Here is an 11879-nt window from a genome sequence, read left to right as displayed (position 1 = left end):
CGAGCCTCCGGTGCATTTGACGTTCCCGCGCGATCCTGATTGACCGGCCCGGCATGACCACGAGCCTCTCCGCCGGCGGCACCGCGCGCCTCGCACCCGCCGATCGGATCGGCCGCGGGCTCGACACGCTGAGCCTGACCCACGCCCGCGCCGTCGCCGCCCTGCTGGCGCTGTGCTGCATCCTGTTCCTGCCGGGCCAGATTTCGCTGCAGCCGATGGACCGGGATGAGCCGCGCTTCGCCCAGGCGTCGAAGCAGATGCTGGAGACCGGCGATCTCGTGAACATCCGCTTCCAGGGAGAGGCGCGCAACAAGAAACCGGTGGGGATCTACTGGGCCCAGGCCGCCGCGGTGGCGGCCGGCGAGGCCCTCGGCGTGCCGGATGCCCGTACGCAGATCGCCCTCTACCGCATTCCCTCGCTGATCGGTGCCGCCGCCTCGGTGCTGCTCGCCTACTGGGCCGGGCTCGCCTTCCTGCCGCGTCGCGCTGCACTGCTCGCCGCCGCCCTCTATGGCGCCTGCCTGATGCTCAACGCCGAGGCGCACCTCGCCAAGACCGACGCGCTGCTCGCGGCCTGCGCCACGGCGAGCCTCGGCGGGCTGGCCCGGACGTGGCTGGCGGCGCGCGCGGGCCGGTTACCATCCGGTCCGGTCTTCGCGGCGTTCTGGCTCGGGATGGCTTTGGGCATCCTCGTGAAGGGCCCGATGGTGCCGCTGTTCGTCGCCCTGCCGGCGCTCGGATTGTCGGTCGTGGCGCGCTCCGGGCGCTGGCTGCTGCCCCTGCGGCCGCTGCCGGGCCTCGCCCTGACCCTGGCCGTGGTCGCCCCCTGGTTCGCCGCCATCGCGTGGAAGAGCGGCAGCGCCTTCTACGCCGAGGCGATCGGGCACGACATGCTCGGCAAGGTCGGCGGCGCGGCCGAGCGGCACTGGGGACCGCCCGGGGCCTACACGCTCGCGTTCTTCGCGACTTTCTGGCCCGGTGCCGCCTTCGCCGCCATGAGCCTGCCCTTCGCGTGGCGGGCACGGCGCGAGCCCGCCATCGCCTTCCTGATTGCCGCTGTGCTGCCCGCGTGGCTGATCTTCGAGGCGGTGCCGACCAAGCTGCCCCACTACGTCCTGCCGCTGATGCCGTGGCTGGCAATCCTCACCGTACTGGCGCTGTCCCGGGGGGCGCTGGATCCACGGTTGCGCGGCGCCCGCCTGACCGCGCTGCTGGTGCCGGCGATCCCCGTGGCTCTGACCATCGGCCTGTGCATCGTCGGCTGGCGCCTCGACAGCCACACGATCCCCTGGCCGGCACTGCCGCTGCTCGCCGCCGCCTGCGCGGTGGCGGGCCTCGCGTGGCTGGCCTTCGCGCGAGGCCCGGTCGAGGGATCCGCCGAGCGCGCCCTGGTGCTCGGGGTGCTCGCCTCGTGCCTCCTCGGACCGGCGGTGCTGGGGGTGGCGCAGCGTTCGCTGCCGGCCCTCAAGGTCTCGTCGCGTCTCGCCGCCCTGCGCGACCGGATGCCCTGCGCCGCTCCGCAGGTCGCCAGCCTCGGCTACCGGGAGCCGAGTCTCGTGTTCCTGATCGGCACCGGGCTCGCCCTGCCGCCGGACGGGTCGGCGGCGCGGGACTTCCTAAAGGCCGGTGGTTGCCGGCTGCTGTTCGTCGAGGCCCGGGACCGCGACGACTTCAACGCCGCCTGGCCGGTGGGCGATGGGGCGCCCGCACCGATGGCCGAGGTCGAGGGCTTCAACCTCAACACCGGCCGGCGGGTGTTCGTGACGGCCTACGGGGTGGCACCGTGAGCGAGTTCCCCCGTCTCAGCGTCGTCGTGCCGATGCGCAACGAGGCCGGCAACGTCGCGCCACTGGTGGCCGAGATCGAGGCTGCCTGCGTGGGCCTCGCCTTCGAGTTGATCTGCGTCGATGACGGCTCCACCGATGCCACCCCGGCGGCGCTGGCGACGGCGCGGGCAGGGCGACCCTGGTTCCGGGTGCTGCGCCATACAAGGGGCGGCGGTCAGTCCGCTGCCGTCCGCAGCGGCGTCCTGGCGGCGCGCGGCGAGACCGTCGCGACCCTCGACGGCGACGGCCAGAACGATCCGGCCTTCATCCCGATCCTGCTCGAAGCCCTCGATGCGGCCGGTCCCGGAACCGGGCTCGCCCAGGGCCAGCGACGCGGGCGCAAGGACGGGCCGTTCAAGATGCTCCAATCGCGGATCGCCAACGGCGTGCGCGGGCGCATCCTGAAGGATTCCACCCGCGATACCGGCTGCGGCCTCAAGGTCTTTCGCCGCGCCGTCTATCTGCGGCTGCCCTATTTCGACGCCCTGCACCGGTTCATGCCGGCGCTCGTGGCCCGGGAAGGCTTTGCCGTGGTCCACCGCGACGTGGTCGACCGGCCGCGGCTGACGGGAGTCTCGAATTACGGGCTGTTCGACCGCCTCTGGGTCGGGCTGCTCGATCTGGCGGGCGTCTGGTGGCTGATCCGGCGCAAGCGCGCCGACCCGCACCCGGAAGAAATCGCCGCGCTCGCCGGGACGCCGGCAGACCAGGACGTCGGATGCTGATCCAGCTCGCCCACGATCTGCCGGACTATTTCTACGACGTGTTCGTCACCCGGATGGATTTCTGGCTGGTGTTCGGCATCGTCGCCCAGGTGGTGTTCGGCTCGCGCTTCATCCTGCAATGGATCGCCAGCGAGCGGGCAGGGCGGAGCGTGATGCCGCTGTCGTTCTGGTTCCTGTCGATCCTCGGCGGGCTGATGACCCTGGTCTACGGCTTCGTCCGGCGCGAACCGGTGATCATCATCGGCCAGAGCCTGTCCACCGGCATCTATCTGCGAAACCTCGCTTTGATTTTCCGCGAGCGGCAGCGAAAACGGGGCGCGGCATGACCCGCCCGCCGCTGCCGGCGTTCTACGACGACCGTGATGCCAGCTTCGCCGAACTCTGGCGGCTCCTCGCCGAGGGCGCCGCTTTGGGGCGCAGCGGGTTCCACCTGCCGGCGCTGGCGACGCTCGGCCCGGATGGCGCGCCGCGGCTGCGCACCGTGGTGCTGCGCGAAGCCGATCCGGAGACCGGCACCCTCCGGTTCCACTGCGATCGCCGGTCCGACAAGGCAGCCGAGATCGCCGTGAACCCCGCCTGCGCGCTCATGGCGTACGATGTGGCGGCCAAGACCCAGATCCGCGTGGAGGGGCATGCCACCCTCCACACCGACGATGCCGTGGCGGAGGCGGCCTGGACCGGATCGCGGGCGATGAGCCGGGTCTGCTACGGGGCCGAGCCCGGACCCGGGACCACACTGCCGGCGGGGGACGCCTACACGATGCCGGACGAGACCGCCGCCGCTACGGTCGGCCGGCCGCATTTCGCCGCCGTGCTGCTTCGGGCCGAGCGGCTGGAGTTCCTCTACCTCGACCGCCGCGGCCATCGCCGGGCGGCGTGGAGCAGAAACGAATCCAGCTGGTGCGGGACGTGGCTCGCGCCCTGACTGGACCACACGCTCCGGTAGATCGCACGAAGCCCGCGCCCCGATCGTAGCCTCGTCCAGCGGCACCCGATTCGCGAGGGCATCGTCGCGTGGGCGAGCGCGATCCGCGCATCGATCAGCGTGTCGGCAAAAGCAGATCGCGCGGTGGTCAGATGTGGTGTTTCGCACGACTTTCGCGAAACCAGATCCATGACTAAAAATTGTACGAATTGATCTTTCTGCATCGCTGAATAGAGATCCCATCGAGACTGTCCCGCTTTCGATCCAACGCCTATCAAGGCGCAGAATTGTTATCGACTTCTTTAATGTGCGGGATATAAGCATAGACTTTCTCGGAGACTTGGCCGTGAATCGTTTGCTCAGAAATTCTATATCACTGAAGATTGCATTCGCCTTCGCCTTCATCGCCGCGAATTCATTCGGTTATTTGTATTATATTTCAAAGCGGATGGTCGCTGCCGACGCGACCTACAGCACCTATCTCGGCCGCGATGCCACCGCCGCCACGATGGCGGCGCGCCTCGGCCGCACTGTCTATCAGATGAGCTACGTGGCCTTCCGCGCCCTCGGCGAGGCCGATCCGGACGAGTCCGACCGGATTGGCGCGGCCTTCGAGTCGCTTCCGGGTGAGGCCGGCAAGCTCACTGACGGCGTGCGCCGAAACGCGCCGGCGGCCTTCCACGACCGGACCGAACGGATCGCCGAGCTGCTCGATACCTACGCCAAGTTCACCGGCGAGATGTGCGCCATGGTCAAGAAGGGCATGAGCGCCCAGGCGCTGACCCTCGCCCACAAGAAGGTTGATCCTCTGCAGACGACACTGTTCGCTGAACTCGACGCCTTCACGAACGATCTGGGAGCCGCGATCGAGACGGGCTCGGCGACGCTCAGCTCCGACATCCGGTCGACCCTGCTCTGGGTAATCGGCCTGTCGGCGGCCGGCATTGCGGTCAGTATTCTGGTCGGCTTGATGGTGACGAATCTCGGCGTCACGCGTCCGCTCGGCCGTCTGACGGCTGCCTTGCAGGCCATGTCGGAGGGGGAGCTGAGCACGGAGGTTCCGGAGGCCCGGCGCGGGGACGAGATCGGCGCCATCGGCAAAGCCGTGGAAGGCATCAAGGCCCTGGTCTCCCACAAGGCGGCCGAGCAGGCGGAGACCAAGCGGGTGACCGACGCGGCGGCCGCCGCCGATCGCAGCCGGACGCTGCTGACCTTCGCCGACGGCTTCGAGGCGACGGTCGGCCGGATCATCGGCCTTGTCTCGGCCTCGGTCGCCACCCTGCAGGCCACCGCCCGGATCATGACCGACACCGCCGCGCGGACCGCCGATCGCTCGACCCATGTGGCGGCCGCCGCCGAGGAGGCCGCCGCCAACGTCAACACGGTGGCGAGCGCGGCCGAGGAGCTGGGCTCCTCGGTGCTGGAGATCGGGCGGCAGGTCAGCGGCTCCGCCGCGCTCGCCCAGAACGCCGTCGCGGAGGCCGATCGGACCGCAGCCCTGGTGCAGGACCTTAGCACCGCCGCCGGCAAAGTCGGCGCCGTGGTCGAGCTGATCGCCGCCATCGCGAGCCAGACCAACCTGCTGGCGCTCAACGCCACGATCGAGGCGGCCCGCGCCGGCGAGGCGGGACGCGGCTTCGCCGTCGTGGCGGGCGAGGTCAAGGAACTCGCCGCCCAGGCGGCCCGGGCGACGGGGGAGATCTCGGAGCAGATCGGCCAGATCCAGGGGGCGACCGGACAGGCGGTCTCGGTCATCGCCACGATCACGGCGCGGATCCGCGAGATCGACGCGGTGGCCACCTCGATCGCGGCCGCGGTCGAGCAGCAGGGGGCGGCCACGCAGGAGATCGTGCGCAACGTCACCCAGGCCGCCACCGGCACCAGCGAAGTCACCAGCAACATGGCGGGCGTCGCCGAGGCCTCGGAGGCGACCGGTGCGGCGGCCCATCAGGTTCTCGCGGACACGTCCGCGCTGGCGCGCCAGTCGGAGGATCTCGGCGACGAGGTCCGGCGCTTCCTCGCCACGATCCGGGCGGCGTGACGCCACCTCCCTGATGGCAGCCCTGCATCCGTCCCACTGACGCCGTCCCCCCACCCGGGTTAAAGCCCCGACATCCGGCCCCTCGACCGGGTCGCCCGGGAGAACACCGTGGGCCTCGTCTACGCGCTCGCCGCTTATCTGAGCTGGGGCCTGGTGGTCCCCATCCACTTCCGGTTGCTCGGGGCCTACAGCCCGAACCACATCCTGGCCGAGCGCATCGTCTGGTCGAGCCTGTTCGCCGGCACCCTGGCCCTGATCCTGGCGGCGCGCCACCGCCTCATCCTGCCGCTGCCCCTGCGCCCGCGCCACGCCCTGCTTCTGCTCTCGGCCGCGATGATCGGCGTGAACTGGTTGATCTACCTCTACGCGGTCAGCAGCGGGCATCTGCTCGACGCGAGCCTCGGCTACTACATCAACCCGCTGGTCAGCGTGGCGCTCGCGCGCGTGGTGCTCGGCGAGCGCCTGCGGCCGATGCAGGCGGCAGCCGTCGCGGTCGCGGCAGCCGGCGTCGGGGTCGCGGTGATCTGGGCGGGCGAGCTGCCGCTCATGTCCCTGTCGCTGGCGGTGTCCTTCGCGCTCTACGGGCTCGTCCGGAAGATCGTCGGGGTCGACGCGTTGGTCGGCTTCCTGGCCGAAACCCTGCTGCTCCTGCCGGCGGCGGTCGTGTGGCTCGTCCTCACGCCCGAGCCGTTCCTGCCTGCGGAGTCCGCAGGCCGCGCGCTCCTGATGCTGACGGGGCTCACAACCGCCCTGCCGCTGATCTGGTTCGCCGCCGCGGCGGTGCGGCTGCGCCTCACCACCCTCGGCCTGCTGCAATACGTCGCCCCGACCTGCCTCCTCGGCCTCAGCGTGTTAGCCTACGGCGAGCGCGTGGAGCCGCACCGCGCCCTGATGCTGGCCCTGATCTGGGTGGCACTCGTCCTCTACACGATCGATGCCCTCCGGGGCCGGCGCAATCCAGTCTCCGCGCCGGTGCGGTCGGATCCGGACGCGATGCGTGTATAAGGCATACCGGTACGGGCCCTTCGGGGCGGATGAGGGATGATGCGCAGCCGATGAGCGAAAGAGAGGGCGGCGCCGAGGCCGTCACGGATGCCGATTACCGGATCCTCGCCGAGACGCTGCCGCAGCTCGCCTGGATCGCCGAGGCCGACGGCACGATCATCTGGTACAATCAGCGCTGGTACGACTATACCGGCACTTCGCTTGAGGAGATGCGCGGCTGGGGCTGGCGGTCCGTCCACCACCCCGATCACGAGGCCGCGGTGACGGAGCGCTATCAGGCCGCGATCGCCCTCGGCGGCGTATGGGAAGACACCTTCCCCCTGCGGGGCCAGGACGGGATCTACCGCTGGTTCCTGTCGAAGGCCCGGCCTCATTGCGACGCATCCGGGCGGGTCCTGCGCTGGTACGGGACCAACACCGACATCTCCGGCCGCCGCGCCATCGAGGAGCGCCTGCGCCATTCGGAGCAACGCTTCCGCGCGCTGGTGGACGCCTCCGCGGCCGTGATCTGGAACACCAACGCCGCAGGCGAGCTGATTCCGCCGCAGGTCCGCTGGAGCATCTACACCGGGCAGACCGAGGAGGCCTACCAGGGCTGGGGCTGGCTCGACGCGGTCCATCCCGACGACCGCGGCCACGCCGCGGATACCTGGGCGGCCTGCGTGGAGGCCCGCGCGACCTACGAGGTCGAGTACCGCCTGCGCCGTCACGACGGCATCTGGCGGACCATGGAGGTGCGCGGCGTCCCGGTGCTCGCCGAGGACGGCTCGTTGCGGGAATGGGTCGGCACCTGCATCGACGTCACCGAACGTAAGGAAGCCGAGGAGGCGGTGGAGCGCGCGCGCCAAGCCGCTGAGGCCGCCAACCTCGCCAAGAGCCAGTTCATCGCCAACATGAGCCATGAACTGCGCACGCCGCTCTCGGCGGTGATCGGCTATTCCGAGATGCTCGGCGAGGAACTGGAGGATATCGGCCAAGCTGCCCTCCTGCCGGACCTGCGCAAGATCGAGGCGGCGGCCCGCCACCTGCTGTCGTTGATCAACGACGTACTTGACATCTCGAAGATCGAGGCCGGCCGCATGACCGCCTCGGCCGAGACCTTCGCGGTCGCGGATCTGCTCCAGGACGTCACCGATTCCACCGGCTCCCTGGTGGAGAAGAAGGGCAACCGCTTCGTTCTGGATGCGGGCGCGGGGGCGGGGGCCGAACTCGGCTCGATGCACCAGGACCAGACCAAGATCCGCCAGTGCCTGCTGAACCTGATCGGCAACGCCGCCAAGTTCACCGAGCAGGGAACCATCACCCTCACGGTGCGCCGTCACATTGAGGACGGGGCCGACTGGCTGTCCTTCGCGATCGCCGATACCGGCATCGGCATGAGCGAGGAGCAGATCGGGCGCCTGTTCGAGCGCTTCGTGCAGGCCGATGAATCGACCACCCGCCAGTTCGGCGGCACCGGCCTGGGGCTCAGCATCACCCGCGCCTTCTGCCGGACGATGGGCGGCGATATCGCCGTCACCAGCAACCCGGGCGCGGGCTCGACCTTCACGATCCGCCTGCCCGCGACGCTCGCCCCCGAGGACGCGCCGCTCGCCGAGGCCGAGGCCCACGCGATCGAACCGCACGAGCAGCACGAGACGGTCCTGCTGGTCGACGACGACCCGGCCGCCCGGGAACTCCTCCAGCGCTTTCTGGAACGCGAGGGCTTCCATGTCCGCAGCGCCAACGATGGCCGCGCCGGCCTGACGCTGGCGCGGGCCCTGAAGCCCCGGGCGATCCTGCTCGATGTCGAGATGCCGCGCATGGACGGCTGGGCGGTTCTGCACGCGGTGCGCAACGACCCCGACCTCGCCGGCACGCCGGTCATCATGACCTCGGTGGTGGCCGAGCAGGGCCTCGGCCAGGCGCTCGGCGCCACCGACTACTTCGTCAAACCGATCAACTGGGACAGGCTCAAGGGCCTGATGGAGCGCTACCGGCCCGCGGCGCCGGACGAGGCCCGCATCCTCGTGGTCGACGACGACGCGGATGCCCGCGAACGCCTGCGCCGGTCGCTCGGTCGCGAGGGCTGGACCGTCGACGAGGCGGAGAACGGCCGGATCGCCCTGGAGCGGTTCAGCCAGGCACGGCCGAGCCTGATCCTGCTCGATCTGATGATGCCCGAGATGGACGGGTTCGGCTTCCTGCGGGCTTTGCGCACCCGGCCCGACGGCGACGTGCCGGTGGTGGTGCTCACGGCCAAGGAGATCACCCATGCCGAGAAGGAGAGCCTGACCCGGCAGGCCGACCGGGTGATCGCCAAGGGCTCCATGAGTCTCGCCGAGATCGGCCGGCAACTGCGGGTGCTCTACGCGCGTTCGGCGAACGAGCCGGTGCCGGGACAACTCCAGGGCCTGATCGCGCGGCTCGCCGAGCAGGAGACGGGGGACAGGCCATGAGCGATGCAGGTATCGATGCCGACAAGGCGGTGGCGATCCGCCTGCGGGCGCGGCTGGCGGTGGTGGAACGGGCGGCGTGGTTCGGCATGGTCCACGCCATGAAGACGCGCCCCGCCGAGACCGAGGCCTACATCGCCTCCGAGCGGGCGCGCTGCGCGGAGGGTTTTGGCGGCACCACCTGGGCGAAGGATCTGACCGACGCGGAGCGGAAGATGCTGGCGGATGAGGTCGATGCCGGGCTGGCGCAGCTGATCGAGGATGCGCGGGGGGAGATTTAGGCGCCGTCTTTGCGAGCGGAGCGAAGCAATCCCGTGGCGCGCCACGTCCTCCGAGGTTGCGCAGCCCTGGGTCACTTCGCTCCGCTCGTGATAACGGGGCGGGCGGTGTCAGCCGACGAAGGCAAACAGGAGCCGTATCCCCAAGCGAGCGAAGCCCGCATGCGGCCGCGAGATCGCGCTCACGCCGGTCAAGCGTACGACATCATGGACACGGCCAAGATCTTCCGGGAAGCTTGCCAATTCTCGATGGCGATTCGGAACGGTGCGAGCCCATGTCGGATGAGCCGATCCTCCCCGTCAACTTCACGATTTCTCCGGCAGCCTGGGACGAGATCGAGCGCATACGACAGTTCTGGGATAGCCAATTCGACGACAAAGCCGATGTCCCCGTGATCAGCTGGGGCAGAACGATCTTGAACGACGGACGATCCTGGAGCCACGTCGTCGTGAGTTTCTTCAGTGTCTCCGAACGGCAAAGAATCGCACACGGCATCCAGATACTCTTGGGCCGCGAAATTGTGTTCAACACGGTGCCGGAGTTCTACGAAAAATTCGCGGGCAAGGTGATCCGATTCGAGCCGGAGAAATGGTTCTTCCTGGCGTCGAACTGAAAATGCCCGCGCGCTGCCGCCGAGTCTAACTCGAGCGAAACACATCGCCCCAAGCCGGCGGCAAGCCCGTCCAGACCAGCGGCGCCGCCACCGCCTGACCCGGCAAACGCGTGGCGGAAAACACCCCCCGCGCCACGGCCCGGGCCAACACCCGCGCGGCGGCATCGCCCAAACGCGCCAACGCCACCACCGGATCGGCGAGCGGCACGGCGCTGGTGGCCACGGCGAAGACCAGATCGCCGTCGAGGGGCGTATGCGCCGGCACGAGGGCCCGGGCGAGGCCGTCCTGGGCCGCCACCGCGAGGCGGCGGCACTGCGCCTTGGTCAGGCCTGCGTCGGTCGCCACCACGGCGAGCGTCGTGGCGGCGCCCGGCAGCGCCCGGGCCGGGAAGGCGAGGGCGTCAGCCGGTACCTGGGCCGGGGAGCCGAGACCGCCGAACTCGGCCCCTTCCTCGAAGGGCGCGGCCCAGAAATGCGGCCCGTCGCCGATCGTCGCGTTGCCGAAGGCGTTCACCGCCACGAGCGCACCGACCCGAAAACCCGTGCCGGCCACCAGCGCGGAGGCCGAGCCGATCCCGCCCTTCAGGCGCCCGGTGCGTGCGCCGGTCCCGGCCCCGACGGAGCCCAGATCGAAAGCCTTGGCGGCCGCCGCGGCGGCGGCGAAACCCAGCTCGCGATAGGGCGGGTAGCGGCCCCACTCCTTGTCGCCGCCGTTGAGCAGGTCGAACAGGATCGCCCCGGGCACGATCGGCACCCGCATCCCGCCGACCGGGAAGCCGCGCCCGGCCTCGGCAAGCCACGCCGTCACGCCCGCCGCCGCGTCGAGCCCGAAGGCCGAGCCGCCGGACAGGACCAGAGCGTCGATCCGCTCCACGGTGCGTTCGGGATCGAGCAGGTCGGTCTCGCGGGTGCCGGGCCCGCCGCCGCGGACGTCCACGGAGGCGACGACGGGCGCGTCGAACAGGATCGCGGTGACGCCGCTGGCAACTTGGAGGTCGCTGGCGTGGCCGACCCGCAAACCGGGAATGTCCGTGATGCGATTGTGCAGCATCAACGGAGCTTGCCACGCCCTGCGTTCGGGGCAAATCCCGGCATACGCCGCGGACCACCCGGCCGGATTCCCCGGTTGAACAGGTGGCACAGGGAATAAAGGAGCAAGCCATGGACGTCGGATTCATCGGAATGGGTCGGATGGGCCGGGCCATGGCCGGCAGCCTCGCGCGGGCCGGCCACACGGTCCGGGCCTGGAACCGCACGCCGGCTGCCGCCCAGGGCATCGAGGGGGTGACGCCGGTCGGCAGCGCCGCGGAGGCTTTCGCGGGCGATGCCGTCATCACCATGCTGGCCGACGACGCGGCGCTCGAAGCCGTGATCGTGGCCGGCGGCCTGCTCGACCGGCCGGAGCGCCCGAGCGTGCATATCGGCATGAGCACGATCTCGGTGGCCCTGGCGAAGCAGCTCGCCGCCGTGCACGAACGGGCGGGTGTCCCCTACATTTCGGCGCCGGTCTTCGGGCGGCCGGACGTGGCGGAGGACGGCAAGCTCAACATCGTGGCGGCCGGCGCGGCGGAGCAGATCGACCGCGCCGCCCCGCTGCTCGACGCCATGGGCGCCAAAACCTGGCGCTTCGGCGCGGAGCCGGTGCGGGCGAACGCCGTCAAGCTTGCCGGCAACTTCATGCTGATCTCGGCCATCGAAGCCATGGCGGAGGGCTGCGCACTCACCGAGGGCCATGGCGTGCCGGGCGCAGACTTCCTCGACCTGATGACCAGCACCCTGTTCGCCTCGCCGGTCTACAAGGGCTACGGTGCCTCGATCGCCCAGAACCGCTACGAGCCGCCGGGCTTCATCCTCAAGCTCGGCGCCAAGGACGTGCGGCTGGCCCTTCAGGCCGCCGAGGGCGCGGGCGTACCGATGCCCTTCGCCAGCGTCCTGCGCGACGGCCTGATCGAGGCGATCAGCCACGGCGACGGCGACAAGGATCTTGCGGCGCTCGCCCGCGTCTCGGCCCGGCGCGCCGGGCGGTAGCG

The 11879-nt window shown here is 70.2% G+C and carries 11 protein-coding genes; 10 read left to right on the top strand and 1 reads right to left on the bottom strand.

What is annotated here, in order from left to right; all coding sequences use genetic code 11:
• Window positions 1–53: 53 nt before the first annotated feature.
• The 9 genes from OXS49_RS16235 to OXS49_RS16195 all read left to right on the top strand — a co-directional run bounded on the left by OXS49_RS16235 (window position 54) and on the right by OXS49_RS16195 (window position 9849).
• A complete protein-coding gene (locus OXS49_RS16235; RefSeq protein WP_267425630.1) occupies window positions 54–1787 on the top strand; it encodes a glycosyl transferase in 1734 nt (577 codons plus the stop codon).
• Window positions 1784–2551 (top strand): glycosyltransferase, encoded by a 768-nt coding sequence (locus OXS49_RS16230; protein WP_267425629.1) that lies wholly within the window; start codon window positions 1784–1786, stop codon window positions 2549–2551. Before OXS49_RS16235 ends, OXS49_RS16230 begins: the two co-directional genes overlap by 4 nt.
• Window positions 2545–2877, top strand: a complete 333-nt coding sequence (locus OXS49_RS16225; RefSeq protein ID WP_243998556.1) for a lipid-A-disaccharide synthase N-terminal domain-containing protein — start codon at window positions 2545–2547, stop codon at window positions 2875–2877. Before OXS49_RS16230 ends, OXS49_RS16225 begins: the two co-directional genes overlap by 7 nt.
• On the top strand, window positions 2874–3476 hold the full coding sequence (locus OXS49_RS16220) for a pyridoxamine 5'-phosphate oxidase family protein (protein WP_243998554.1): 603 nt from the start codon (window positions 2874–2876) through the stop codon (window positions 3474–3476). The genes OXS49_RS16225 and OXS49_RS16220 overlap by 4 nt, the downstream gene beginning before the upstream one ends.
• A gap of 346 nt (window positions 3477–3822) precedes the next feature.
• Complete coding sequence (locus OXS49_RS16215; protein ID WP_267425628.1) at window positions 3823–5517, top strand: methyl-accepting chemotaxis protein; 1695 nt, start codon at window positions 3823–3825, stop codon at window positions 5515–5517.
• A 108-nt stretch (window positions 5518–5625) separates the two neighbouring features.
• Window positions 5626–6522, top strand: a complete 897-nt coding sequence (gene rarD, locus OXS49_RS16210) for an EamA family transporter RarD (RefSeq protein ID WP_267425627.1) — start codon at window positions 5626–5628, stop codon at window positions 6520–6522.
• Window positions 6523–6572: 50 nt separating this feature from the next.
• Entirely contained in the window at window positions 6573–8960 is a 2388-nt protein-coding gene (locus OXS49_RS16205) for a response regulator (RefSeq protein WP_243998550.1), read from the top strand.
• Window positions 8957–9238 carry a hypothetical protein gene (locus tag OXS49_RS16200; RefSeq protein WP_243998548.1) on the top strand — a complete coding sequence of 94 codons (282 nt, stop codon included), beginning with the start codon at window positions 8957–8959 and terminating at the stop codon, window positions 9236–9238. Before OXS49_RS16205 ends, OXS49_RS16200 begins: the two co-directional genes overlap by 4 nt.
• A 272-nt stretch (window positions 9239–9510) precedes the next feature.
• Window positions 9511–9849: a hypothetical protein gene (locus tag OXS49_RS16195; RefSeq protein ID WP_243998546.1), complete on the top strand. Its 339-nt coding sequence runs from the start codon at window positions 9511–9513 to the stop codon at window positions 9847–9849.
• A gap of 25 nt (window positions 9850–9874) precedes the next feature.
• On the opposite strand, the gene OXS49_RS16190 is transcribed toward OXS49_RS16195, so the two are convergent.
• Window positions 9875–10900 carry a P1 family peptidase gene (locus OXS49_RS16190; RefSeq protein ID WP_267425626.1) on the bottom strand — a complete coding sequence of 342 codons (1026 nt, stop codon included), beginning with the start codon at window positions 10898–10900 and terminating at the stop codon, window positions 9875–9877.
• 110 nt (window positions 10901–11010) lie between these two features.
• Here OXS49_RS16190 and OXS49_RS16185 point away from each other — a divergent pair, with 110 nt between their 5' ends.
• Complete coding sequence (locus OXS49_RS16185) at window positions 11011–11877, top strand: NAD(P)-dependent oxidoreductase (RefSeq protein WP_267425625.1); 867 nt, start codon at window positions 11011–11013, stop codon at window positions 11875–11877.
• Window positions 11878–11879: the final 2 nt, after the last annotated feature.

The sequence above is a fragment of the Methylobacterium sp. GC_Met_2 genome (assembly GCF_026540795.1).
Taxonomy (GTDB): domain Bacteria; phylum Pseudomonadota; class Alphaproteobacteria; order Rhizobiales; family Beijerinckiaceae; genus Methylobacterium.
The sequence above is the reverse complement of the archived record's forward strand: the minus strand, read 5'-3'. Positions and strand labels throughout refer to the sequence as shown.